Consider the following 24960-nt stretch of genomic DNA (forward strand, 5'->3'; position numbering starts at 1 on the left):
GACTGACTGGTAGGGCTCACGACAGTTCGGGCGCGCCCGCCGCCGAGCCCAGCCACTCCTGCTCGATCTTGGCCAGTTCGCCCTTCGACTTCAGCGAGTCGACGGCCTTGTCGACGCAGGGCTTGAGCGCGCTGCCCTTCTCCATGACCAGCCCGAACTCCTCCGGCGTGCCGCCCGTCGAGCTGAACTGGCCGACGATCTTGGAGTTCTCCACCTGGGCGGCCGTCACGTAGAACGCGGTGGGCACGTCGACGACGATCGCGTCCACCTGCTTGTTCTTCAGCGCGTTCACGGCGTCGACCTGGTCGTTGTAGACGTTGGGCTCGGCGGACGGCTTGATCACGTCCTTGACGCCGGCCAGCGACGTGGTGCCCACCTGCACGCCGAACTTGGCGTCCTTGAGCTCGGCCACGCTCTTGGCCTCGGCGAACTTGCTGCCCTTGATCGCCACGACGGCCTGCTTGACCGTGTAGTAGCCCTTGCTGAAGTCGACCGCCTTGGCGCGGTCGGGGTTGATCGAGACCTGGTTGACGTCGAAGTCGAACTGCTTGGCGCCGGGCGCGAACGCGGAGTCGAACTTGACCGTGCTCCACTCCACCTCGGTCCGGTCGAAGCCGAGCTCACCGGCCACCGCGAACGCCACCGCGCTCTCGAACCCCTGACCGTTGCTCGGGTCGTCGTTCTTGAACCACGGCTCGTAGGCCGGCTTGTCGGTGCCGACGGTCAGCTTGCCGCCGTTGACGAGCTTGAGCTGGTCCTTGGCGCAGGCGTCGGCCGCCGCGGAGCCGGTCGGGGCGGAACCGGTCGCCGTGGCGGCCGGTTGGTCGGCCGGGGCACATGCGACGGCCCCTACCGCGAGCACACCGATCGCAAGCAGCATCGTGGAACGGGCCATGGCAGAGCCTCCAGGGGGAAACACACACAAAGAACGCAGGCATTCTACGCGGCCCCCATAGGAATGAAGTGCGCAGGTCACCAGGCCGGCCAGTCCCGCAGGGGAACGCGCCACCGTGGCGGCCGGTCCCCCGGAACGTGAAAAAGCCCCCCTCCTGACGGAGAGGGGCTTGATCAGCAGTCGTCAGCCGGCCACGACGTCGACGTCGACGGACGCCGACACCTCGGGGTGGAGCTTGACGGTGATCTTGTGCGACCCGACGCTCTTGATCGGGTTGCGGATCTCGATGCGACGGCGGTCGAGGATCGGGCCACCGGCCGCCTTGACGGCGTCGGCGATGTCGCCCGTGGTGATCGAGCCGAACAGCCGGCCCGACTCGCCCGCGCGGGTGGACAGCCGCACGCGCAGGGCGCCGAGCTGGCCGGCGACCTCCTTGGCGGTGCCGAGGTCGCGGATCTCGCGAGCGTCGCGAGCCTTCTTGATGGTCTCGATCTGGCGCTCGGCGCCACGCGTCCAGCGCATGGCGTAGCCGCGCGGGATGAGGTAGTTACGGCCGTAGCCGTCCTTGACCTCGACGACGTCGCCAGGGGCGCCGAGGCCGGAGACCTCGTTGGTGAGGATGAGCTTCATGTCGACAGACCTCCTTAGCGCGCGGTGCTCGTGTAAGGCAGCAGAGCCACCTCACGGGCGTTCTTGATCGCGGTCGCCACGTCGCGCTGGTGCTGGGTGCAGTTGCCCGTCACCCGGCGCGCACGGATCTTGCCGCGGTCGGAGATGAACTTCCGCAGCAGCGCCGTGTCCTTGTAGTCGACGTATGAGATCTTGTCGTGGCAGAACAGGCAAACCTTCTTCTTGGGCTTGCGCAGTGCCGGCTTAGCCATCGTGGTGCTCCTCTCAGAGCCCCGCCTTTCGGGCGGGAATGGACTCGGGCTTGTGGACAGGTGTTAGAAAGGCGGTTCGTCGCTGAAGTCGTTGCCGCCGCCGAAGCCGCCGCCCTGGTTGCCGCCACCGCCGCCGCCGCCGAAGCCGCCGCCACCGCCCTGGTAGCCGCCGCCCTGGGGCGGGGCGGGCGAGGCAGAGGCCCACGGGTCGTCGGCGGGACCGCCGCCGAAGCCGCCGCCACCGCCGCCGCCACCCTGGCGGGTGGTGCGGTTGACCTTGGCCGTGGCGTTGCGCAGGGACGGGCCGACCTCGTCGACCTCGACCTCATAGACCGTGCGCTTCTCGCCTTCCTTGGTCTCGTAAGACCGTTGCTTGAGCCGCCCCTGCACGATGACCCGCATGCCGCGCTGGAGGCTCTCGGCGGCGTTCTCCGCCGCCTGCCGCCACACGTTGCAGGTCAGGAAGAGGCTTTCGCCATCCTTCCACTCGTTGGTCTGGCGATCCATGAACCGCGGAGTGGACGCGATGCGGAATCGAGCCACCGCTTGACCCGTCGGGGTGAAGCGCAGCTCCGGGTCGTCGACAAGATTGCCGACGATGGTGATTACGGTGTCGCCTGCTGCCATGGCTAGCGCTCGCCTTCCTGCACGCCTTCGCTTGGATTACGGCTCAGAGTACGGGTGCTCTCCGACAAAAAGCCGGTGGTCGTCAACAAGAAACCCGCTCGTTGAGCCGCCTCCCGGAGGGACGGCCCGCTTCGCGGCTTTCCTGTGGCTAGTGCACGTCCGGGCGCAGGACCTTGGTGCGCAGGATGCCCTCGTTGAGGTTCATCTGGCGGTCGAGCTCCTTGACCGTCGCGGGCTCCGCGGACAGGTCGATGACGGCGTAGATGCCTTCCGACTTCTTGTCGATGTCGTAGGCGAGACGGCGACGGCCCCAGACGTCGACCTTCTCCACGGTGCCGCCGTCGTTGCGGACCACGGTGAGGAACTGGTCGAGGGACGGCGCGACAGTGCGCTCATCGAGCGAAGGGTCCAGAATGACCATTACTTCGTAACGACGCATGCGGGACTCCAACCTCCTCTGGACTTTTGCGGTCACGACACTCTGCCGTGACAGGAGGACGCTGACGTCAGGCCGCGGCGCCCCATTTCGGCGCCCCGGGGCGATGGGTCACCCATCACAACGCAGCGCTGCCCAGGTTACCAGCCACGAGTAGGTGGGAAGGCCTGTAGGAAACCAAGGGGGTGGCGGCTGTGCCACATGTGCTTCATCCCTCAGAGAGGGAGCGGTTCAGGCTCACGCTCAACACCGACGGACGCTCTCACCCGGTGGAGAACGGCCTGGCGATCGCGACACTGGCGTGCGGGCTCGTGGCGTTCGTCGCCGCGTTCTTCCCCGCCGCCCACGTGATCTCGTCCTGGATCGGCACGCTCGGTTTCGGGACGGGGCTCTACTCGCAGTACATCTCGGTGACCACGCCGCAGCGCTCGGTCAACATCGTCGGCCTGGTTGCCTCGTTCGTGGGAGCCGTGCTCGGCATCGCCCACGGCGGCTTCCTGCCGCATCCTTGACGGGCCTCTCGCCCGGCGTACGGCCCCGGTGACGCCGGGGCCGTCGGGTGTATGCGACTCACCTGCCGATGTGCAGGTCGATGCCGAGCAGCACCAGGAACCAGAGGAACACCGCGAGCAGAGCCTCGGCGACGTCCCGGAGGAGACCCGGGGTGATGTAGTCGTGGATCCAGGCGACGTAGATTCCGACGATCACGTAGACCAATAAGATCAGCGCCCGCAGCCGCCAGCGTGTCATGTGCGCTCTCCTCGGGGGTAGGGGGTGCCGGGCGTCTTCCCGGAGGCGGTTCCGCCAAACGGATAAGCTCCTTGACATGGTGCGTATCGGAGCTCACGTCGACCAGGACGATCCCGCCGCTCACGCCGAACGGGTCGGGGCGGAGGTCGTGCAGTTCTTCCTCGGCGACCCGCAGGGCTACGCCAAGCCGGTGCTGCCGGACAAGCCGGTCGAGGGCGTCGACGTCTACATCCACGCCCCCTACCTGATCAACGTCGCCACGACGAACAACCGCATCAGGATTCCCAGCCGCAAGCTGCTCGAACAGCACCTCAAGGCGGCCGCGGGGCTCGGCGCCAAGGGCCTGGTCGTGCACGGCGGCCACGTCAACAAGAGCGACGACCCGCAGGTGGGCTTCGACAACTGGCGCAAGGTGTTCGAGCGCATGGAGTGCCCGATCCCCGTGCTCATCGAGAACACCGCCGGCGGCGGCAACGCCATGGCCCGCAAGCTGGACCGCATCGCCCGTCTGTGGGACGCGCTCGACGGCTTCGACGTGGGCTTCTGCCTCGACACCTGTCACGCGCACGCGGGCGGCGAGGAGCTGGTCGACCTGGTCGAGCGGGTCAAGGCGATCACCGGCCGGATCGACCTCGTCCACTGCAACGACTCGCGCGACGACTTCGACTCCGGCGCCGACCGGCACGCCAACCTGGGTCAGGGGAAGATCGACCCGGAGCTGATCCTGGCGGTCTGCCGCGCGGCGGGCGCCCCGGTCGTGGTGGAGACGCCGGGCGAGGGCCAGGCCGACGACATCGCGTTCCTGCGCAAGAACCTCTGAACGTCTCCCGGCCGAAAACACACAGCCTGTGGATAACTTCCCTGGATTACCGAGGCGAAGAAACGGGTAGAGACTTCAGCCCGCCCAGGCGCCCGTGAGGAAGCGGGCCGCGTTCAGGTACATGAGCGGCCCGCAGATCATCGCGTACAGCACGATCACCCACGGCTTCCTGGTCGCGACCTTGGCGACCAGGACCCACAGCGGGAACCACAGCAGCAGCGAGCGCGGGATCGACAGGTAGTACGCCGAGGTCATCAGCGCCGCCGCCTGCAGCCCGCAGTAGACGGCCTCGCTCCACCTGCGCAGCGCCAGCAGCCACACCAGCACGCCCACCGCCAGCACGGCCCCGGCGATCTCCATGCGGAAGGCCACCGCGAAGTCGTCGGTGCCCATGGCCGAGTTCCACGTCGTGCGCCACGCCTCCCAGGGCCAGACGAAGTCGCGTCCCCAGCCGGCCTCCTGCGCGTGCTTCCACGCCAGCCAGTCGCCCGACCGCCGGTAGTGGTAGAAGGAGTACGCCGCCAGCGGAAGGAACGGCACCGCCAGCCAGCCGGCCCGCCGCCACGACTCCCTGCTCCTGACGAACTCCACCGCCAGCGCGACCGCCAGGAACAGGCCGGTGATCCGCACGCACGACGCCCCCGCCGCCAGCAGGACGGCCTGCGGCCAGCGTCCGAGCCGGGCGGCCAGCCACGCGGGGATCGCGAAGGCCAGGAACAACGACTCGCTGTAGCCCGCCGCCAGGAACACGGCCACCGGGAACAGCAGCAGCGCCAGCACCGCCATCCAGCCGGTCGCGCCCTCGAACTCGGCCAGCCGGGCCAGCGCGACCATGGCCACCGCCCCGGCGACCAGCGAGATCAGCAACCCGCAGATCGCCCAGTCGGGCACCACGAGATGCACCGCGCGCAGCACGACCGGCAGGCCGGGGAAGAACGCGGGCAGGCCGTCGTCGGGTGGTTTGCCCGGTTCGCCGTCGTAGCCGTACTGGGCGATGGTGACGAACAGGCCGGCGTCCCATTGGCGCCACTTGCCGGCGTACTCGGCCAGGGTCAGGCCGAGCAGCGTCGACACCAGGAGCCCGGCCCGCGATCCGAGCCACAGCAGCAGCGCGTCCCGAGCGGCCGAGCGGGTGATCATCTTGTCTTCAGCACGAACCGGTCGGGGGCGTCGTCGAACACCCCGCCCGCCTGGTCGTCGACGCCGTCCTGGCGCACCACGTCCCGTTCCGGCCGCAGGATGTCACGGACGACGAACGCCATCATGATCCCGATGGTGATGACCCGTCCCCAGACGGCGGTGAAGTACGTGTCGTCCCCGATGCCCAGGTCGTCCCTGCTGAGCGGGGGCTGGGCGAGCAGGTAGAGCCAGATCGCCGCGAAGTACCAGACCTCGGCGACCTGCCACAACGCCAGCGGCTTCCACCTGGGCCTGGCCAGCACCGCGAACGGCACCAGCCACAACACGAACTGCGGCGACCACACCTTGTTCGTCATCATGAAAGCGGCCAGGGCGAGGAAGCACAGCTGCGCCAGCCGGGGCCGGCGCGGCGCGGTGAGCGCGAGCACGGCGATGCCCAGGCAGAGCGCGGCGAGCGTCACCATGCCGAGCGTGCTGACGTCGGCCTCGCCCAGGACCCCCCAGCCCTTGCGCTGGAAGAACAGCCACGGCGAGCCCCAGTCGATCCCGCGTTCCTGGGAGAAGACGTAGAACCGGCGCCAGCCGTCCCAGGCGAAGACCATGAAGGGCACGTTCACCACGAGCCAGGCCCCCGCGGCCGACCCCAGCGTCACCAGGAACGGCCGCCAGCGCGCGGTCCGCAGCGTGAGCAGGAACAGCGCGCCGAGGAACATCAGCGGGTAGAACTTGGTCGCGATCGCCAGCCCGAGCAGCACGCCCGCGAGCACCTGCCGCCTGCGCGCCCAGGCCAGCAGCATGCCCATCGACAGCGCGCCGGCGACCAGGTCCCAGTTGATGTACGCGGCCAGGATCACGGCGGGCGAGATCGCGTACCACAACGCGTCCCACCGGCGGGTGGGCCCGGCCACCGCCGCCATCAGCAGGACGCCGGCCACCAGGCAGACGCCGAGCAGCAGGACCGTGAGGTCGTAGAACCGGACGGCCTGCGCGACCTGGTCGAGCTCCAGCTTCCGCGAGATCCAGGCGATGACCTGCATCACCTCGCCGAGCACCACGGGGTACTCGACCTGCTTGTCGAACGGCACGTCGGCGAAGTACGGGTTCTGGGTCGCGAGCTGCCGGTCGAAGTACAGCGGGTAGATGTCGGTGTAACAGAAGTTCGTGTACGTCTGGACCTGGTCGTTCCATCCACCGGTCCGGCACGGCAGCCGCACGACGTAGCCGAGGACGGCCCCCAGGGCGGCGATCAGCCCCAGGGGCAGGTACGGCACGGCACGCGCCGCCAGCGGGACGCGTGCCTCGGTCGTGGTCACCACTCCTCGTGTCGGGCGCTCATCTGCGAGGTTCCCGTCGGCCGGGAGTCGGGCACCTTGCCGCCTCCGCCGCCGCTCAGGATGCCGTGGTCGTCGGCCTCGGGGATGCCGGTGTCCTGGGAGTCGTCGGTGACGTCACCGCTGTCGTCGTTGCACGGCGCGACCAGGCAGTTCTGGTCGCTGCCGTCGTCGAAGGGGTTGTCCGAGCCGTCGTCGAACGGGTTCGTGGCGGTCGGCGTCGGCGTCGGCACCGGGCGCTCCACGATGTTCTCCGGCAGGCCGATGTCGGCCTTCTGCGGGAACTGCTCGATCGGCTTGCCCTCGTGGGCGGCGAGCATGAACCGCCGCCAGGTCGCGGTGGGCGGGCCGGCGCCCTCGAAGCCGAGCGGGGCTTCTACGGCCGTGGTGTACCGGTTGTTCGGGCCGTACTTCTTGCTCGGCTTCTTCTCGTTCGGGGTCTCGGGACAGTTCGAGTGCCGGGGCTGAACGGTCTTGCCCGTCTTGGTCACGCACCGCTCGCGGTAGAACCCCACAGCAGCGGAGATCTGCGGCGTGTAACCGACGAACCAGGCTTCCTTCTCGTTGTTGTTGGTGCCGGTCTTGCCGGCCGCGGGCCGGTTGCCGAGCCCCTGGCCACGGGCGGTGCCGCTCCTCAGCACCTCCTGCATGGCGGTCGTCGCGTCGGCGGCCACCTCCGCGTCGATGACCCTGGTCGAGGTCCGCTGCTCGGGGTAGACGACCTGGCCGTTGAGCTTGACGTCCTGGACCACGTGGTACCTGGTGTACTTGCCGCCGTTGGCGAAGATCGAGTATCCGGCGGCCTGCTCGACCGGCGTCACCGGGGCGCTGCCGATGGCGAACTGGAACTGGTGGTCCTCGACGTCCTTGTCCATGCGGCCCTTGTCGAACCCGGCGTTCTCCACGAGCTCCTTGACCTCGTCGAGCTTCCTGGGCAGCTTGTACGCCATCGACACGTACGCGGTGTTGACCGACTCGGCCGTGGCCTTGACCACATCGACGGCCTGGCCGACGTTGTGGCTGTTGCGGAAGCCGCCGTCCTGCTGGCCGGGGATGACCTTCGGCACGGTCTGGTTGCCCGGCACGTAGCTCTTGAGCGAGTAACCGGCCTGCAGCCAGGCGGCCAGCACGTACGGCTTGAACGCGGACGCGGCCTGCTTCTCGGCGTCGAAGGGCTCGTTGAACGGGTCGGTGAGGTAGTCGGAGCCGCCGTAGAAGGCCAGGACGCGGCCGTTCCTCGGGTCGACGGCGGCCAGACCGGCGTGGAACTCCTTCGACATGTTCGCCGTCGTGGCCTCGACGGCCGTCTTGGCGGCCTTCATGAGGTTCTCGTCGAAGGTGGAGGTGATCTGGTAGCCGCCGCTCCTGACCATGTCGGGGGTGAGCTTGCGCTGCTTCAGCTCCTCCAGCACCTGCGTGATCATGTAACCGCGCAGGCCCGCGTAGAGCTCCTTGGTCTCGCCCTTGCGGATCTTCGGGAACTTCGCCTTCGCCGGCAGGTCGCCGTACTTCTGGGGCCACTGCTCGGCCATGTACTTGATGGTCGTGCTCCACCGTTCGCGCAGGCCGGGGTCGTCGGGGCCCCAGCTCGGGCGCTGGATGCGGGCGGCCAGGTAGGCGCCCTGCTCGGGGGTCAGGTCCTTGGCGTGCACGCTCTTGCCGAAGTACGCCTGCGAGGCGGCCTCGACACCGTAGGCGAGGCCGAAGTTCACGGTGTTGAGGTAGCGGGCGAGGATCTCATCCTTGGACAGCGACTGGTTGAGCTTGACCGCGACGAAGATCTCCTTGAGCTTGCGCTTGACGGAGACCTCCTGGCTGAGGCCGTCGTAGTAGCCGCGGGCCATCTGCTGGGTGATGGTCGAGGCGCCCTGGAGCTGCTGGCCGGTCGCGGTCATCCACACCGAACGGGCCATGCCCGAGATGGAGACGCCGGAGTCCTCGTAGAACGTCTTGTTCTCGATGGCGACCGTGGCGTCCCTGACCGTTTGCGCCATCTTGTCGATGGTGACGGTCTGCCGGGGCACGCCGAGCTTGGCGAGGACCTTGCCGTTGCGGTAGTAGAGCGTGCTCTGCTGCGCCACCGCCGACGCCTGCGTGCCCTCGGGCACCGGCGTGAGGTTGTACGCGACCATGATCATGCCGAAGATGCCGGCCGCCAGCACGACCACGCTGGCCACGACGATCTTCCAGCTCGGCACGAACCGGCGCCAGCCGCCGCGCTTCCTGACCGGCGGGCCGGGCGGCTCGGGGGGCTCGCCCTGCCCGCTCGCCCGGCGCGAGCGCCTGGGCGGCGCGTCGCTGACCATCGTCTCCTGGTTGCTCAGCGAACGCGTGTCCTGCCGGGCCCGGGAGCGGCTGCGCGGCGTCGGCTCCTCGCGCCCCTGGGGCGCCCCGCGCTGGGGCTGCGGCCCGGAGGCGGGGTCGCCGTACGGCTGCGCGGACATCGCGCCCGTCTGCTCGTACGCGGCTTCAGGACGACGCTGTTGCTGCGAGGCGCCCCAATCGGAATCGCCGGTTTGGGGAGGAGAACCTGGGGGCACAGAACGGGATGAGTTGGAGCGACGGCGCCTTCCCGGGCGGGCCGTCCCCTCATTCATGCTGTTACTCACACGTCCTCGCATCGTCGTCGGATAAAAACGGCGTATGGGCGTGAGGTGACTCGCCGCCCTCGGTGTTCACGGTTGGCCGACGAGGTCTGGCGGTCCGTTGCCGAGGACGAACGAGACCGTCAGGTGGTTCCAGGAACAACCTTGGCAGACCTCGACGACGTACACCCGGAACTCATCGTAATCATGGGCCATTTCGACAAGCTCTGACGTGGCCTTTGCCTGACCGGCATGCCGTCCCAGCGAATCGCCGAAGACATAGGTCACGTTGGTGACGTTCTCCCTCTCGCACACCGGGCAGAGACGTTCGGTCGGCTCGCCGAACACGCGGGCCGCGCGAAGGAGGTACGGCTGTGCGTCACAGAGGTCCCCGCGCGAGGCACGGCCCACCTCAAGGGAACGGACCGCTGCCCGCTTGGCGAGGCCGTAGTCCACCACCCTCCGCTGTGACCACATGAGCGCCAGACTACGGCGTTTTACCGAATCATCCCAACGGCTTGGCAAATCCTTTGATTGCGGCCTTATAGCGAATCGACGTATCCTCTGGATGTATCGACTCGATACATCGACGCGAGAGGGGGCGGTTCCAGTGGCCAGCGGACAAGGCAGAGTTCTGGAGCTAGCCGTGCTCGGGTCGCTGCACGAACAGCCGCTACACGGCTATGAGCTGCGCAAACGGCTCAACGCCCTGTTGGGCATGTTCCGTGCGTTCTCCTATGGATCGCTGTACCCCTGTCTGCGATCACTACTGGCCCAGGGCCTCATCGTGGAGGAGCAGCCCGCTCCCGCCACGATCGTCGGCGGCCGGTCGAAAATCGTCTACAAGCTCACCGCGGAGGGCAAGGAACGCCTCCAGGAGCTGCTGACCCAGGCCGGCCCGTCAGCCTGGGAGGACGAGAGCTTCGGTGTGCACTTCGCCTTCTTCAGGCACACGGAGGCCGAGGTGCGCCTGCGCATCCTCGAAGGCCGCCGCAGCCGCCTGGAGGAGCGCCTCGACAGCGTGCGCACGGCGCTGGCCCGTACCAGGGAACGGCTCGACAGCTACACGCTCGAGCTGCAGCGCCATGGGCTCGAGTCGGTCGAACGCGAGGTGCGTTGGCTGAACGAGCTGATCGCCACGGAGCGGCGGGCCTCGGAAGGGCCCGAGAGAGATACCACGTCAACTGATGAGTAAGGGAGCGAGTGCGATGGGTTCGGTTCGCGTGGCCATTGTCGGCGTCGGCAACTGCGCGTCTTCGCTGGTCCAGGGCGTCCACTACTACAAGGATGCGGACCCGGCCGCACGAGTGCCGGGCCTGATGCACGTGAAGTTCGGTGAGTACCACGTGGGTGACGTCGAGTTCGTCGCCGCCTTCGACGTGGACGCCAAGAAGGTCGGCCGCGACCTGTCCGAGGCGATCGTCGCCAGCGAGAACAACACCGTGAAGATCACCGACGTGCCGCCCACGGGGGTGACCGTGCTGCGCGGCCACACCTTCGACGGTCTGGGCGAGTTCTACCGCGAGATCATCGAGGAGTCCGACGAGGAACCCGTCGACGTGGTCAAGGTGCTCCGCGACAACCAGGTCGACGTGCTGGTGTCGTACCTGCCGGTGGGCTCGGAGGAGGCCGACCGTTTCTACGCGCAGTGCGCCATCGACGCCAAGGTGGCGTTCGTCAACGCGCTGCCGGTCTTCATCGCCTCCGACCCCGAGTGGGCCGAGAAGTTCACCGAGGCCGGGGTGCCGATCGTCGGCGACGACATCAAGTCGCAGGTCGGCGCCACCATCACGCACCGCGTGCTGGCCAAGCTGTTCGAGGACCGCGGTGTCGAGCTGCTGCGCACGTACCAGCTCAACTTCGGCGGCAACATGGACTTCATGAACATGCTGGAGCGCAGCCGGCTCCAGTCGAAGAAGATCTCCAAGACGCAGTCGGTCACCTCGCAGATCCCGCACGAGATGGGCAAGGCCGACGTGCACATCGGCCCGTCGGACCACGTGCCGTGGCTGGACGACCGCAAGTGGGCGTACGTGCGCCTGGAGGGCCGCTCGTTCGGCGACACCCCGCTGAACCTGGAGTACAAGCTGGAGGTCTGGGACTCCCCCAACTCGGCCGGCATCATCATCGACGCCGTGCGCGCGGCCAAGATCGCTCTTGACCGGGGCATCGGCGGCCCGATCCTGTCGGCGTCGTCGTACTTCATGAAGTCGCCGCCGGAGCAGTACTCCGACGACGAGGCCCGCGAGTACGTCGAGAAGTTCATCAGGGGCGAGGTCGAGCGCTGACCTGTGGGCCCCTCGCGGCCGCGGCTTCAGCCGCGCGCGGCGGGGGGCAGTTCGTCGTCGGAGGCGGGAGACCAGGTCATCGGGTCGGCGCCCAGCTCGCTGAGCAGCGGCACCTGTTCCCTGCACCACGGTGAGATCGCCAGCAGGCCGCTGCGCACGCCCTCGGCGAACTCCTTCCACGGCATCCAGCGCACCTCGCCCACCTCGTCGGGGTTGGGCGCCACCGGGGTGTCGACCGTGACGCGGTAGACCGGGCACAGCTCGTGCTCGACGATGCCGTTGCCCATGACGGCGCGGTAGGAGAAGCCGGGCAACATGAGATCGGCGCCGCCGGCGTGCAGGCCCAGCTCGTAGGAGAGCCTGCGGATGACCGCCCGGCCGAGCGCCTCGCCCGGCAGCGGGTGGCCGCAGCAGCTGTTGGTCCAGACGCCGGGCCAGGTGATCTTGTGGCTGGCCCGCCTGGTGAGCAGCACGCGGCCCTCGGGGTCGAAGACGTAGCTGGAGAAGGCTAGATGGAGCGGGGTCTCCCGGCCGTGCACCGACGTCTTGGGCGCGGTGCCGAGCGCGTGCCCCTCGCGGTCGACCAGCACAACGTGTTCCTCAGTGGTCACGCTTTGAAGCGTACGAGATCGTCATGCGCGTTCGGAACCCGCCCGGCCACCTCCGGCGCATCCTATGCCGCGGTGCGCCCGGCTAGGCTGACGGGGTGTCATTCGTCGCCGATCTCCGCGTCGTCCTCCAAGGCCGTGACTTCCGACGGCTGTTCGGCACGCGGCTGGTCTCCCAGTTCTCCGACGGGATCTTCCAGTTCGGCGTCACGAACTTCGCCTTCTTCAGCCCCGAGAAGCAGACGACGGCCCTGGCGGTGGCCGCCGGCCTGGCCGTGCTGTTCCTGCCGTACAGCGTGCTCGGGCCGTTCGTCGGGGTGTTCATCGACCGGTGGTCGCGGCGGCAGATCCTGGTCATTGCGCCGTTCGTGCGCGGGGGGCTGCTGCTGGTCGCGGCGGCGCTGGTCGCCTCCGACGCGCCCGATCCCGTCTTCTACGCGGCCGCGCTCGGCGTGCTCGGGGTCAACCGGTTCTTCCTGGCCGCGCTCGGCGCCTCGCTGCCGCACGTGGTGCCGTCCGACCGGCTGATGGCGGCCAACGCGGTGACGCCGACCTGCGGCACCGTGGTCACGTTCGTCGGCGCGGGCGTCGGGTTCCTGCTGCGCGAGGTGCTCGGCGACGGCGACCGGGGCATCGGGCTGCTGCTGGCCGTGTCCGGCGTGATGTTCGGGCTGAGCGCCCTGGTCGCCCGCACGATGGACCGCGCGCTGCTCGGCCCCTCCTACGACCCCGACCAGCCCCAGGCCCGCGAGGCCCTGCGCAACGTGGTCGTGGGCCTGGTCGACGGCGCCCGGCACCTGGCGCGCCACCGCGAAGCGGCGGCGACCATGGGCGCGATGGCCGCCCACCGCTTCCTGTACGGCATGGCCACCGCCCTCGGCATCATCCTCTACCGCTACTACTTCACCGACGGCGACCCCGACGCCGCCCTGCGCGGGATCGGCCTGGTGGTGGCCGCCTCCGGCTTCGGCTACTTCCTCGCGGTGATCATCACCCCGTACGCGACCGAGCGGTTCGGCATCGGCCCCTGGGTGGTCATCGCGCTGTCCTCGGCCGGCGTGCTGGCGGGCGCGCTGGTCCTGCCGTTCCAGACGTGGGGGCTGCCGGTGGCCGGCTTCGTGCTGGGCGTGGCCGGGCAGAGCGTCAAGATCTGCGCCGACACGACCGTGCAGCGCGACGTCGAGGACGCCTATCTCGGCCGCGCCTTCTCGCTCTACGACATGCTCTTCAACGGCATGTACGTGCTGGCCGCCGCGCTCTCGGCGGCGATCCTGCCACCCAACGGCAAGTCGTACCTGGCCGTCGTGATCATCACGGTGGGCTACCCCGTTGCGGCGCTGGCCTACCGGATGGTCACGACGTCGTCGTCACGCTCCCAGGCCGTTTGACCGCGCCCAGTCGAGCAGCGCCTGGGTGGCCGCCTCCTTGCCGAGCACGCCCTTGTCCAGCCTGAGGTCGAGCAGGAACTTGTACGCCCGGCCCACCACGGGCCCGGGGCCCACGCCGAGCACGGCCTGGATCTCGTTGCCGTCGAGCTCGGGCCGCATCTTGGCCAGCTCCTCCTCCTCGGCGAGCCGGGCGATGCGCTCTTCGAGCTGGTCGTAGGTGCGCGACAGCGCCGCCGCCTTGCGCTTGTTGCGGGTGGTGCAGTCGGCCCTGGTCAGCTTGTGCAGGCGGCCGAGCAGGTGGCCGGCGTCGCGCACGTAGCGGCGCACGGCGCTGTCGGTCCACTCCCCCGTGCCGTAGCCGTGGAAGCGCAGGTGGAGCTCGACCAGCTGGGAGACGTCGGCCACGACGTCCTTGGGGAACCTCAGCTCGGTCATGCGCTTCTTGGTCATCTGCGCGCCGACCACCTCGTGGTGGTGGAACGACACCCGTCCGCCGGCCTCGTGACGCCGGGTCTTGGGCTTGCCGATGTCGTGCAGGATCGCGGCCCAGCGCAGGATCCGGTCGGGCTTGCCGTCCTCCTCCTGGGCGATGGCCTGGTCGAGGACGGTCAGGCTGTGCTCGTAGACGTCTTTGTGCCGGTGGTGCTCGTCGATCTCCAGGCGCAGCTTGGGCAGCTCGGGCAGCACGTGCGCGGCCAGGCCCGTCTCCACCAGCAGGCGCAGGCCCTCGCGCGGATTGGCGCCGCAGAGCAGCTTGTCGAGCTCGTCGCGGATGCGCTCGGCCGAGACGATCTCGATGCGCTCGGCCATCGCGGTCATCGCCGCCAGGGCGGCCCGGTCGACGCCGAAGCCGAGCTGGGAGGCGAACCGGGCGGCCCTGAGCATGCGCAGCGGGTCGTCGGCGAACGAGCGCTCGGGGGTGCCGGGCGTGCGCAGCCGCTTGGCGCGCAGGTCGTCGAGGCCGCCGTAGGGGTCGACGAACTCGTGGCCGGGCAGGCGCACCGCCATCGCGTTGACCGCGAAGTCGCGCCGCTCCAGGTCGGCCTCCAGCGTCTCGCCGTAGGCGACCTCGGGCTTGCGCGACTTGGGGTCGTAGGACTCGCTCCGGTACGTGGTGATCTCGATCAGCCAGTTGCCCTTGCGCAGGCCGACGGTGCCGAAGTCGATGCCGATCGTCCACACGGAGTCGGCCCAGTCCCTGACGACGTCGAGCACCCTGTGGGGGTTGGCGTCGGTGGTCAGGTCGAGGTCGTTGCCGACGCGGCCCAGCAGGATGTCGCGCACGGGGCCGCCGACGAGGGCCAGCTCGTGGCCGTGGTCGGCGAACAGGCGGCCGAGCTCGTCGGCAACCGGTGCGATCTTGCGGAACAGGTCGTGCATCGCCCGCTGCTGGCTTTCGGTCATTGTTGAGTCGGACAAACCCTGTCGGTCCTTCGATTCCGGAACATATCCCCCGAGCCACATCAGGTCCGGGTTACCTTCGGTCTGGGGACCGTCGGGGGCCATGGAACAGGGCGAGACGGAGGAGGACTTCATGAAGGACGCCCTCGCGATCCACCGCTGGCTCCTCGCACACCAGGTCCATCATGAGATCGTACGCCTTCCGCGCCCCATGACTTGCGCGGAGGAACTGCCGGAGACGGTCCGCGCGGAGCCCGGGCGGTGCGTCGTGGTCACCGTGTTCGACGTCGCCACCAGGATCGGCAGCGAGGTCGTCGTCGCCGTCGTCGCCACCGCGGCGACCCCGCCCCAGCCCGGCGTCGTCGGGGGCCTGCTGGGCGCCCGCCAGGTGCGGCCGGCGCCGGCCTTCCTGGTCAACTCGGCCACCGACTACACCGACGGGCTCGTCTGCCCGCTGCTGCTGCCGGAGACGCTGCCGGTGCTCATCGACGACCGGCTCGTCGCCGACGACATGGCGGTCTTCACCGCCACCGGCGAACGGCACACCGCGCTCTGTCTTCGTGCGCTCGACCTGCTGAATCTCCTCACCGGCAAGACGGTCGACCTGCGTACGCCCCGACCACGGGGAACACGCGAGGCGGTCGCGCCGCGGCACTGAACCCGTACCATTGCGGGCGTGCGCCGTCGTACCCCAGCTCTGGCATGCGTGTGATCCGTAAGATCGCGCTGCTCGCCGTGATGTCCGTCGCGTCGCTCGCCCCCATGGTGGCGGCGGCGCCGAACTCTGCTGCCACGGTGGAGGCGGCGCGGGAGACGCTCTCGGTCTCCATCACGTCGATCACGCCCCAGTTCACCACCAGCCCGACCGACGAGATCAAGTTCACCGGCACGGTCCGCAACGACACCGGAACCGCGCTCGGCCCCCTCCGCGTACGCCTGCGCTACACCAGCGAGCGTTTCTACGACCGCGCCTCCATGGCGGCGTACCAGAGCGACCAGAACAACGCCACGCTGCCCGGAAACGTCTCCCGCACCTCGGCCATGGACATCCCGGCCCTGGCCGTCGGCGGGCAGGCCACCTGGACGTTCACGGCGACCCCGATCCAGCTGGGCTACCGCGCGTTCGGCGTCTACCGGATCGCCGTCGACGTCTCCCAGAACGAAGTGCCGATCACGGCGCAGCGCACGTTCCTCACCTATGCCCCGCCCACCACGCCGAAGCTGCCGCGCAACAAGCTGGCCGTCGCCCTGCCCGTCATCGACCAGCCCCACCGGGGCTCCGACGAGACGTTGTTCGTCGACGACAAGCTGAGCCAGTCGCTCAGCGGCAAGGGCCGCCTGGCCGACCTGGCCCGCATCGCGCAGACGGCGCCGAAGAGCGTCACCTGGTTCGTCGAGCCGTCGCTGCTCGACGACCTGAAGGCGCTGACCAAGGGCTACCACGTCAAGACCAAGAACGGCACAGAAGGCAAACCGGCCAACGACACCGCCGGCACCTGGCTGTCCACCATGAGCACGGCGCTGGCCTCCTCCCCCGTCGTCGCCACCCCCTACGGCGACCCCGACGTGACGGCCCTGGCCCATCAGGGGCTCGACGCGCAGCCCGGCCGGGCGATCGAGCTCGGCGGCCAGACGGCCCGGGCGCTGCTCAACCGCAACGCGCAGACCTCGATCAACTGGCCGCCCGCGGGCGTGCTCGACGCCGACGCGCTCGACCTGCTCTCGGTCAGCCCCGGCAAGGTCACCACCGTCCTGCTCAACTCCACCAACCTGCCGCCGCAGCCGCCCGTCGCCCACACGCCCGACGCCGTCGCCACCCTCGACAGCGTCGCCGGGCCGATCAAGGCGCTGGTCGCCGACGCCGAGCTGAGCCGGCTGTTCGAGCCGACCGCGCCCACGACGGTCCTGCTCAGCTCGCAACGCTTCGTCGCCGAGACCGCGATGATCGCCGCCGAGGCCGGACAGGTCGAGCCGCGCTCGCTGGTGGTCGCGCCGTCGCGCCGCTGGGACCCCAACCCGACGCTGGTCACCAGCCTGCTGAAGACCGCGGACAAGCTGCCGTGGCTCTCGCTGACCAAACTCGACTCGATCAAGCCGAGCAAGACGGCCACGCCGCGGGCCGGGCTCACCTACACCGAGCAGGACCGCAAGGAGGAGCTGAGCGCCAAGTACCTGGCCCCCGTCAAGGAGGTCGCCACGCAGGCGCAGCTCACCGCCTCCGTCACCGCCTCGGTCGCCGGGACCAAGGCGCCCTCGGCCTTCGACGCCGCGGTGCTCAGGCTCACCTCGTCGGCCTGGCGCAACAACACCCGCGCGGGCCGCGCGGTGACCAAGCTCGTCGGCACGGCCGTGGACGAGCGCATCGACAAGATCCAGATCACCGACGCGCCGCGCACGCTCGCCGGCAGCAACGGCGTGGTGCCCATCAGCGTGAAGAACTCGCTGGACAAGTCCGTCACCCTGCACATCGACGTCAAGTCCAACGACCGCGGGCGGCTGCAGATCCAGCCCGTGCCGCCGGAGCCGCTGGTGATCGGCGGCAACCAGAGCGGCACGCTGCAGGTGAAGATGAACGCCACCACCAGCGGCGACGCCACCGTCACCGTGCAGCTGCGCACGATCGACGGCCTGCCCTACGGCAAGCCGGAGCGACTGACCATCCGCACCACCGGCTACACCGGCATCGCCCTGGTCATCGTGGGCGCCGCGCTGACGGTGATGCTCGCCGCCGTCGTGACGCGGATCCTGCGCCGCCGGTCCGAGCGACGGCTCGCGCGAGCGGGCAAATCCCGGGAGAGTGAGACCGTATGAGCCGCATGCTGCGGGCCAGCGCCATCATGGCGGCGGGCACGATGGTGTCCAGGGTCACCGGGTTCGCCCGCACGATGGTGCTGGCCTACGCCATCGGCACCGCGGCGCTGGGCGACTCCTACAACGCGGCCTACGCGATCCCGTACAGCATCCTCGACCTGCTGCTGCTCGGCGTCCTGAGCAGCGTCGTGGTGCCGATGATCGTCCGGGCGCAGCAGCACGACCCCGACGGCGGCCGGGCCTACGAGCAGCGCCTGCTGACGCTGGCCACCGCCGTGCTGGTCGTGGTGGCCGTGGTGGCCGTGCTCGGCGCGCCGCTGCTCATCGACCTCTACACCGACTGGGACCGCGGCAGCATCAAGTTCGAGACCGGGGTCATGCTGGCCCGGTTCATCCTGCCGCAGCTCGCCTTCTTCGGCATCGGCGCGGTCGCCGGCGCCATCCTGAACACCCGCGACCGCTACGGCGCCCCCATGTGGGCCCCGGTGCTCAACAACCTGGTCGTCATCTGCGTGTTCGTGGCCTACGCCGTGGTCGGCAGCGGGTCCGACATCGAGGCGGTCACCACCGGCGACCTCGCGCTGCTCGGTCTCGGCACCACGGCGGGCATCGTCGCCCAGGCGGTGGTGCTGATCGTCGCGCTCAAGCGGGTGGGGTTCTCGTTCATGCCGCGCTTCGACGTGCGCAACGCCCGGCTGGGCGAGATGGGCAGGGCCGGGGTCTGGACCATCGGCTACGTGGTGGTCACCCAGCTCGGGTTCATGCTGACGACCAACCTGGCCAGCTCGGCGGGCAACGAGGTGGCCGGCCACGGCATCAGCCCGTACACGCTGGCGTTCCAGCTCTTCCAGCTCCCGTACGGGATCATCGGCGTGTCGGTGATCACGGCGATGCTGCCCCGGATGAGCCGGGCGGTGGGCGAAGGGCGGCTCGACGACGTGCGCAGCGAGTTCGGGTCGAGCGTGCGGCTCATCTGCTCGCTCATGGTGCCGGTCTCGCTGCTGCTGATGGTGCTCGGCCCGGCGGTCACCGTGCCGATCTACGGCCATGGCGCCAACAGCGTCGCCGACGCCGTCTACATCGGGAACGTGTTGCAGGTCTACGGCCTGGCGCTGGTGCCGTTCGCGGTGTTCCAGCTCCTGCTGCGGGTGTTCTACAGCTTCGGCGACACCCGTACGCCGGTGTTCGTGGGGGCCGGCACGACCGCGGTCAACGCGCTGCTCATGGTGATCTTCTTCGTGCTGCTGCCCGCCCGCTACGCGGTGATGGGCCTGGCGCTGGCGTACGCCGTCGCGTACGGGCTGGGCGCGGTCCTGGCCTGGACGCTGGCCAGCCGCCGCGTCCAAGGCCTGGGCGGCTGGACCATCGGCACGGCGCTGACCAGGATGTACCTGGCGTCGCTGCCCACGGCCGTGCTGGGGCTGCTCACGGTCTGGGTGGTCACTCAGCTGTTCGGTGGTCTGGGTTTCGTCAACTCGCTGATTGTCCTGGCCGTGGGTGGTGGGCTGGGACTGTTGCTCTATCTCGCCGTCGCCCACAGGATGCGCATAGCGGAGGTCAACTCACTCGTTGGTATGGTCGCCAGACGCGTAGGTCGGTAGTAATTGGGAAATCCGGCATATGGACGGACTTGACCACGACGGCTGACGAGTTTCCCGTTGGCAAAGAACGCGGGCGGAATCGACTCGGCACTACCATGGTGCCCGACACGCGCGAATGGAAGCAGGAGGGGCGTGGGCGGATCCACCCGGCATAGCGTGCCTACGTGGGACACCACCACGCAGGTGAGTCGAGTCATGAGCACGCCCGATCGGCCTAGCGGAGAGAGCCTGTGAGCACGTCGGCCGTGGAACCCGGCACCCGACTGGCCGAGCGCTTCCGACTGGAGGACCGCGTCACCGAGTCCGACGGCGCGACCCTGTGGAAGGCGATCGACGAGATCCTCGCGCGCCCGGTGGCGGTGCACACGTTCGGTCCCGACTTCCCGCGTGTGCACGAGGTCGTCACCGCCGCCCGCGCCGCGAGCCGGCTCACCGACCCGCGCCTGACGCAGGTGTTCGACGCCGGCGAGGACGACAAGCACTCCTACGTGGTCAGCGAGTGGGTCACCGGCGAGACGCTGACCGACCTGCTCGCCGCCGGCCCGCTGGAGCCCGACCGCGCGGCCGGCCTGGTGGCCGAGGCCGCCGAGGCGCTGGCGCACGCCCACGAGGCCAAGCTCTACCACCTGTGCCTGCGCCCGTCCCACCTGGTCTGGACGACGGGCAACACGGTCAAGGTGCTCGGCGTGGCCGTCGACGCCGCGCTGTCCGGGCTCACCACCGACCAGCCCGCCCTCGACGACGCCGAGGGGCTGGGCAGGCTGCTGTACGCCGGCCTGACCGGCCACTGGCCCGGCGACGAGGAGGAGGGCGGCCTGCCCGCCGCTCCCATGATCGACGGGCACTTCTGCTCGCCGCGGCAGGTCACCGCCGGCGTCCCGAACTACCTGGACACCGTCACGGTCCGCGCCTGCCTTCCCGAGTCGCGCAAGGGGCAGGGCGCGCTGTCGAGCCCGTCCGAGGTCGCCGAGGCGCTGGCCGACGTGGCCCGGCCCATGCCGATCGCCATCTCCTACCCCTCGACGCCGGCGGTCGCCTCCGCCTCCCACACCGAGGGCCTCGACATCGCCCACCGGCAGCAGCGCACCATGCCGCCACCGCCGCCCGTGCCGCGCCGGCCGCCCAGCCAGGGCGGCGGCAACGTGCTCAACCGGGTCCTGATGACGCTGGTGGTGCTGCTGGTCATCGCCGCCGTGGGCGTCGGCGCCTGGACGATCGGCCGCAGCCTCGGCAGCCCCGCCACCCCCGAGGCGTCGGTCAGCCCGACCACCGGCAAGTCCTCCGCCTCGGCCTCGGCCCAGGCCGTCAAGCCCGACAAGGCCAAGGGCTTCGACCCGCTCGGCGACGACGGCGACGAGAAGTCCGACATCGCCGAGCTGGCCATCGACGGCAAGCCCAGCACGGCCTGGACGACCCAGAGCTACGGCAACGCCGAGCTGGGAAACCTCAAGAAGGGCGTCGGCCTGCTGCTCGACATGGGCAAGTCCATGCAGATCAGCGACGTGGTGGCTACGCTGGGCAAGGCCGGCGGCGCGAGCGTCGAGCTGAAGGTCGGCGACTCCCCCGAGCTCGGCTCGCTCAAGACCGTGGCGACCCAGAAGAGCGCCTCGGGCAAGACCACCCTGACGCCCGACGACCCGGCAAGCGGTCGGTACGTTTTGATCTGGTTTACGCGCGTTCCGGCAGATGCGGGCCAGTTTCGTGGCACCATCTATGAAGTAGTGGTGCATTCTCCCGGATCGGCATAAATCAGGAATCTCTCTTGTGAACTCCCCACCCGAGACACCCTCACCAGCGGAGCGGCCGGCGATCACAGACGCCGAGCTGCTCACCGCGCACATCAACGGGGATCCACACGCGTTCAGCGAGATCGTCAAAAGGCACCGTGACCGCATGTGGGCGGTGGCGCTGCGTACTCTCGGTGACCCTGACGAGGCGGCGGACGCCGTCCAGGACGCGTTCGTCTCCGCATATCGCAAGGCCGCCTCGTTCCGAGGTGAGGCGGCCGTCACCACCTGGCTCCACCGCATCGTCGTCAACGCCTGCCTCGACCGGATGCGGCGCAAGTCCGTCCGTCCGGTGGCCGACGACGAACTGATCGAGGCCGCCGAGCGGGACAGCCCGCTCCCCGACCAGACCGTCGAGCGCGAGGTCTCGATGGAGGTTTCGGCCGCTCTGAAACTGCTGCCCGCCGATCAGCGGGCGGCTCTCGTGCTCGTGGACATGATGGGGTATTCCGTCGAAGACGCAGCTCAGGTGCTTCAGGTGCCCAGCGGCACCGTGAAGAGCAGATGCGCGCGGGGTCGCGCGAAACTTGCCCCAATTCTTTCGCATCTGCGGAACCGTTCGGACCTCAATCGCGTCTCATCCGCGAAGGGAGCAGAACTTCGTGACGGGTGATACGCACTACGATCTTGAGGTCCTGGCCGAGCTGGCAGAGGATCTCTTGGACGCCGCGACGGCACGCCGGGTCCGCGAGCATCTCGCGGTCTGCGACCCCTGTGGGGAGCTGCTGGCAGACCTGGCGGCGGTTCGCGAGGTGCTCGCGGCGACCCCAACACCGGCCATGCCGATGGGCGTCGCACTGCGCATCGACAAGGCGCTGGCCGCCGAGGCGGAGTCCCGCCGCGGGGGCGTCGACCTCGTGGAGGCACCGGACTGGGACAGGCTCATGCGGGACTCCCCGTGGGAGCAGCCGGCGGCGGAGACGCCCGAGCCGGTACGTCTCGGGGTGGTCTCCGACGACGGCACGATCGTCCCGGCCCGGACCAGGTCGGTACGGCGGCGCAGGTGGGCCATGCCTGCCGTGGCGGCGTCGGCGGCGGCCGCGGTGGTGGTGGTCGGCACGCTGGCGGTCTCGGGCGGGTTGCTGGCCGGCGGGGACGGACCGGGCGGTTCGTCCGGGCCCACGGTGGCGCAGCCGATGTCGCCGTCGAAGCCGTCCCACCAGCGGGCGAGGGCCTACGCGCTGACCGACAGCAACTACAACTACAGCGACCGGGAGCTGCGCCAGCCGCTGCTCGGGTACTTCGGCGCCGCTCCGGCCCTCGAAGGCCCCACGGACACCGCCAGGGTCGACCGATGCGTCGGCAAGGTGGCCGCCCGTTCGAAGCTGAAGACGTTCGCGGTCGACCAGGGCCAGTACAACGGCCAGGAGGCGCTGATCGTGGCCTCCTGGAAGGACCAGGCCGCCAAGAAGCTGCGCATCGACATCGTCGACCCGTTCAACTGCAAGAACCTGCGCAAGCCCACATTGGGCCGCTGGTAATCGAAAGCCCACGTCAGAGCCCGCTTCGGCGGGCTCTTTCGTTTTGCGGGCAGGGCCGGGAATCAGCGCGGCCTAGGATCTGTTGAGCCCGAAGCAAACAGCAGACGAGGAAGGCGTGGGAGCGTTGAGCGACGTTCGTAACGTGATCATCATTGGGTCGGGCCCTGCGGGCTACACCGCGGCCGTCTACTCCGCGCGCGCCGAACTCAAGCCGCTGGTCTTCGAGGGCTCCGTGACGGCGGGCGGTGCGCTCATGAACACCACCGACGTGGAGAACTTCCCCGGTTTCCCCGACGGCATCATGGGCCCCGACCTGATGGACAACCTGCGCAAGCAGGCCGAGCGCTTCGGCGCCGAGCTGGTGGCCGACGACGTGGTCGAGGTCGACCTGGAGGCCAACCCCAAGGTCGTCAAGACCCACACCGACACCTACTACGCCAAGTCGGTGATCCTGACCATGGGCTCGGGCTATCGCGAGCTCGGCCTGGAGAACGAGAAGCGCCTGTCCGGCCACGGCGTGTCCTGGTGCGCCACCTGCGACGGCTTCTTCTTCCGCAACAAGGACATCGTGGTCGTGGGCGGCGGCGACACCGCCATGGAGGAGGCGACGTTCCTGACCCGGTTCGGGCGCATGGTGACGGTCGTCCACCGCCGTGGTGAGCTGCGCGCCAGCAAGATCATGCAGGAGCGCGCGTTCGCCAACGAGAAGATCCGGTTCGTCTGGGACTCCGAGGTCGTCGACGTGCTCGGTGACACCAAGGTCGAGGCGGTCAAGCTGCGCAACGTCAAGACCGGCGAGGAGTGCGAGCTGGCCACCGACGCGCTGTTCCTGGCCATCGGGCACGACCCGCGCACCGACCTGGTCAAGGGCCAGATCGAGCTCGACGACGACGGGTACATCAAGGTCGCCTCGCCGTCGACCGCCACCAACATCGACGGCGTGTTCGCGGCCGGCGACGTCGTCGACCACACCTACCGCCAGGCCATCACCGCGGCCGGCACCGGCTGTGCCGCCTCGCTCGACTCCGAGCGCTGGCTGGCCAACAACGAGAAGTAAGGAGCGCACCGTGAAGGCAGTTACCGACGCCACGTTCGAGACCGAGGTCCTCAAGAGCGACAAGCCTGTGCTGGTCGACTTCTGGGCCGAGTGGTGCGGCCCGTGCCGTCAGGTCGCGCCCATCCTGCAGGAGATCGCGAACGAGCACGGCGACAAGCTTGAGATCGTCAAGCTGAACATCGACGAGAACCCCGAGGTTCCCCGCCAGTACGGCGTGCTCCAGATCCCCACGATGAACGTCTACAAGGGGGGCGAGGTCGTGAAGCAGATCATCGGCGCCAAGCCGAAGGCCATGCTGCTGCGCGAGCTCGACGGCATCATCTAGTCGCCCTCATGTGAGAGCCCCCTGCGGCGGTGCCCGCGGGGGGCTTTCGTATGCCCTTCTTCGGCCCCCAAGAGCCGTCAGACGGGACGAAGGGCGCGCTCCGGGCTCATGGACCCCAGAAGGCGTTCGAGGGCCACCTCGACGTCCTCACGCCACGAGATGGCGCTCTTCAGCTCCAAACGGAGGCGCGGAAACCGCAAATGCGGTCGAACCGTCTTAAAACCCACAGAAAGCAAGTATTCAGCAGGAACTACACAACTAGGCTCTTCCCACTTCAGGTCGCCGAATGCCTCGATGGCTTTCACCCCGCGCCGGGTCAGATCCTTCGCCACGCCCTGGATCAGCATCCGGCCCAGCCCGCCGCCCGAGAACTCGGGGATGATGTGGGCCGTCATCAGCAGCACCGCGTCGGCGCTCACCGGCGAGGTGGGGAAGGCCAGCGAACGCGGGCTGTAGAGCGGCGGGCTGTAGAGGACGAACCCGGCCGGAACCCCGTCGACGTAGGCGATTTTCCCGCAGCTCCCCCATTCGAGCAGCGTGCCGGAGATCCAGGCCTCCTTCTCCAGCCCGGAGTCGCCGGAATGGATGGCACGCTCGCCGCTGACGGGATCGAGCTCCCAGAACACGCACCGCCGGCAGCGGCGTGGCAGATCTTCGAGATTGTCCAGGGTTATGTTGACCAGCCGGCGCGACAACTACGGCCCCTATCGTCGACCCAGAAAAGCGCGCGAAAACCGCGTCCGTTGGT

The 24960-nt window shown here is 69.1% G+C and carries 26 protein-coding genes; 13 read left to right on the forward strand and 13 right to left on the reverse strand.

Annotated features, from left to right (window positions below; translation table 11 throughout):
* Nucleotides 1-16 precede the first annotated feature (16 nt).
* From AB0J46_RS18670 to rpsF, 5 genes are all read right to left on the reverse strand, one after another.
* Nucleotides 17-895, reverse strand: coding sequence for an ABC transporter substrate-binding protein (locus tag AB0J46_RS18670; protein ID WP_364333031.1), 879 nt, complete (start codon nt 893-895; stop codon nt 17-19).
* 183 nt (nt 896-1078) lie between these two features.
* On the reverse strand, nt 1079-1525 hold the full coding sequence (gene rplI / locus AB0J46_RS18675) for a 50S ribosomal protein L9 (RefSeq protein ID WP_352322940.1): 447 nt from the start codon (nt 1523-1525) through the stop codon (nt 1079-1081).
* A gap of 14 nt (nt 1526-1539) precedes the next feature.
* Nucleotides 1540-1776 (reverse strand): 30S ribosomal protein S18, encoded by a 237-nt coding sequence (gene rpsR, locus AB0J46_RS18680; protein WP_020543048.1) that lies wholly within the window; start codon nt 1774-1776, stop codon nt 1540-1542.
* Between the two features lie 63 nt (nt 1777-1839).
* On the reverse strand, nt 1840-2403 hold the full coding sequence (locus AB0J46_RS18685; protein ID WP_364333034.1) for a single-stranded DNA-binding protein: 564 nt from the start codon (nt 2401-2403) through the stop codon (nt 1840-1842).
* 148 nt (nt 2404-2551) lie between these two features.
* Nucleotides 2552-2842, reverse strand: a complete 291-nt coding sequence (gene rpsF, locus AB0J46_RS18690; RefSeq protein ID WP_026214314.1) for a 30S ribosomal protein S6 — start codon at nt 2840-2842, stop codon at nt 2552-2554.
* Nucleotides 2843-3108: 266 nt separating this feature from the next.
* On the opposite strand from rpsF, the gene AB0J46_RS18695 reads away from it, so the two are divergent.
* Nucleotides 3109-3351, forward strand: coding sequence for a hypothetical protein (locus AB0J46_RS18695; protein ID WP_364333037.1), 243 nt, complete (start codon nt 3109-3111; stop codon nt 3349-3351).
* Nucleotides 3352-3409: 58 nt separating this feature from the next.
* Here the strand turns inward: AB0J46_RS18695 and AB0J46_RS18700 are convergent, their stop codons facing one another.
* On the reverse strand, nt 3410-3589 hold the full coding sequence (locus AB0J46_RS18700; protein WP_364333040.1) for a hypothetical protein: 180 nt from the start codon (nt 3587-3589) through the stop codon (nt 3410-3412).
* Nucleotides 3590-3665: 76 nt separating this feature from the next.
* Here AB0J46_RS18700 and AB0J46_RS18705 point away from each other — a divergent pair, with 76 nt between their 5' ends.
* On the forward strand, nt 3666-4409 hold the full coding sequence (locus tag AB0J46_RS18705; protein WP_364333043.1) for a deoxyribonuclease IV: 744 nt from the start codon (nt 3666-3668) through the stop codon (nt 4407-4409).
* A 75-nt stretch (nt 4410-4484) separates the two neighbouring features.
* Here the strand turns inward: AB0J46_RS18705 and AB0J46_RS18710 are convergent, their stop codons facing one another.
* The 4 genes from AB0J46_RS18710 to AB0J46_RS18725 all read right to left on the reverse strand — a co-directional run bounded on the left by AB0J46_RS18710 (nt 4485) and on the right by AB0J46_RS18725 (nt 9942).
* Nucleotides 4485-5549, reverse strand: a complete 1065-nt coding sequence (locus AB0J46_RS18710; RefSeq protein ID WP_364333046.1) for a mannosyltransferase family protein — start codon at nt 5547-5549, stop codon at nt 4485-4487.
* On the reverse strand, nt 5546-6862 hold the full coding sequence (locus AB0J46_RS18715) for a glycosyltransferase 87 family protein (protein ID WP_364333049.1): 1317 nt from the start codon (nt 6860-6862) through the stop codon (nt 5546-5548). Before AB0J46_RS18715 ends, AB0J46_RS18710 begins: the two co-directional genes overlap by 4 nt.
* Complete coding sequence (locus tag AB0J46_RS18720) at nt 6859-9324, reverse strand: transglycosylase domain-containing protein (protein WP_364333052.1); 2466 nt, start codon at nt 9322-9324, stop codon at nt 6859-6861. The genes AB0J46_RS18715 and AB0J46_RS18720 overlap by 4 nt, the downstream gene beginning before the upstream one ends.
* Before the next feature lie 231 nt (nt 9325-9555).
* Complete coding sequence (locus AB0J46_RS18725; protein WP_352322948.1) at nt 9556-9942, reverse strand: DUF5318 family protein; 387 nt, start codon at nt 9940-9942, stop codon at nt 9556-9558.
* Between the two features lie 133 nt (nt 9943-10075).
* On the opposite strand from AB0J46_RS18725, the gene AB0J46_RS18730 reads away from it, so the two are divergent.
* Nucleotides 10076-10660 carry a PadR family transcriptional regulator gene (locus tag AB0J46_RS18730; RefSeq protein ID WP_352322949.1) on the forward strand — a complete coding sequence of 195 codons (585 nt, stop codon included), beginning with the start codon at nt 10076-10078 and terminating at the stop codon, nt 10658-10660.
* 13 nt (nt 10661-10673) lie between these two features.
* On the forward strand, nt 10674-11753 hold the full coding sequence (locus AB0J46_RS18735; RefSeq protein WP_352362269.1) for an inositol-3-phosphate synthase: 1080 nt from the start codon (nt 10674-10676) through the stop codon (nt 11751-11753).
* A gap of 26 nt (nt 11754-11779) precedes the next feature.
* Here the strand turns inward: AB0J46_RS18735 and idi are convergent, their stop codons facing one another.
* On the reverse strand, nt 11780-12364 hold the full coding sequence (gene idi / locus AB0J46_RS18740) for an isopentenyl-diphosphate Delta-isomerase (protein WP_364333057.1): 585 nt from the start codon (nt 12362-12364) through the stop codon (nt 11780-11782).
* Nucleotides 12365-12459: 95 nt separating this feature from the next.
* On the opposite strand from idi, the gene AB0J46_RS18745 reads away from it, so the two are divergent.
* Complete coding sequence (locus AB0J46_RS18745) at nt 12460-13749, forward strand: MFS transporter (protein ID WP_364333060.1); 1290 nt, start codon at nt 12460-12462, stop codon at nt 13747-13749.
* On the opposite strand, the gene AB0J46_RS18750 is transcribed toward AB0J46_RS18745, so the two are convergent.
* Entirely contained in the window at nt 13729-15153 is a 1425-nt protein-coding gene (locus tag AB0J46_RS18750) for a CCA tRNA nucleotidyltransferase (protein ID WP_364333063.1), read from the reverse strand. The genes AB0J46_RS18745 and AB0J46_RS18750 overlap by 21 nt on opposite strands.
* A gap of 130 nt (nt 15154-15283) precedes the next feature.
* Here AB0J46_RS18750 and AB0J46_RS18755 point away from each other — a divergent pair, with 130 nt between their 5' ends.
* From AB0J46_RS18755 to trxA, 8 genes are all read left to right on the forward strand, one after another.
* Nucleotides 15284-15808, forward strand: coding sequence for a YbaK/EbsC family protein (locus AB0J46_RS18755; protein ID WP_364333066.1), 525 nt, complete (start codon nt 15284-15286; stop codon nt 15806-15808).
* Nucleotides 15809-15852: 44 nt separating this feature from the next.
* A complete protein-coding gene (locus tag AB0J46_RS18760) occupies nt 15853-17961 on the forward strand; it encodes a DUF6049 family protein (protein WP_364333069.1) in 2109 nt (702 codons plus the stop codon).
* Nucleotides 17958-19562 (forward strand): murein biosynthesis integral membrane protein MurJ, encoded by a 1605-nt coding sequence (gene murJ / locus AB0J46_RS18765; RefSeq protein ID WP_364333072.1) that lies wholly within the window; start codon nt 17958-17960, stop codon nt 19560-19562. The genes AB0J46_RS18760 and murJ overlap by 4 nt, the downstream gene beginning before the upstream one ends.
* Nucleotides 19563-19792: 230 nt before the next feature.
* Complete coding sequence (locus AB0J46_RS18770; RefSeq protein ID WP_364333075.1) at nt 19793-21310, forward strand: protein kinase family protein; 1518 nt, start codon at nt 19793-19795, stop codon at nt 21308-21310.
* 16 nt (nt 21311-21326) lie between these two features.
* Nucleotides 21327-21962, forward strand: coding sequence for an RNA polymerase sigma factor SigM (gene sigM, locus AB0J46_RS18775; RefSeq protein ID WP_352322958.1), 636 nt, complete (start codon nt 21327-21329; stop codon nt 21960-21962).
* Complete coding sequence (locus AB0J46_RS18780; protein WP_364333078.1) at nt 21952-22830, forward strand: zf-HC2 domain-containing protein; 879 nt, start codon at nt 21952-21954, stop codon at nt 22828-22830. The genes sigM and AB0J46_RS18780 overlap by 11 nt, the downstream gene beginning before the upstream one ends.
* 124 nt (nt 22831-22954) lie before the next feature.
* Complete coding sequence (gene trxB / locus AB0J46_RS18785) at nt 22955-23887, forward strand: thioredoxin-disulfide reductase (RefSeq protein WP_364333081.1); 933 nt, start codon at nt 22955-22957, stop codon at nt 23885-23887.
* 10 nt (nt 23888-23897) lie between these two features.
* Complete coding sequence (trxA, locus tag AB0J46_RS18790; RefSeq protein ID WP_352322961.1) at nt 23898-24212, forward strand: thioredoxin; 315 nt, start codon at nt 23898-23900, stop codon at nt 24210-24212.
* A gap of 77 nt (nt 24213-24289) precedes the next feature.
* On the opposite strand, the gene AB0J46_RS18795 is transcribed toward trxA, so the two are convergent.
* Nucleotides 24290-24907, reverse strand: a complete 618-nt coding sequence (locus tag AB0J46_RS18795; RefSeq protein ID WP_364333084.1) for a GNAT family N-acetyltransferase — start codon at nt 24905-24907, stop codon at nt 24290-24292.
* Between the last annotated feature and the right edge of the window lie 53 nt (nt 24908-24960).

Source organism: Nonomuraea sp. NPDC049758 (assembly GCF_040674635.1).
Lineage (GTDB): Bacteria > Actinomycetota > Actinomycetes > Streptosporangiales > Streptosporangiaceae > Nonomuraea.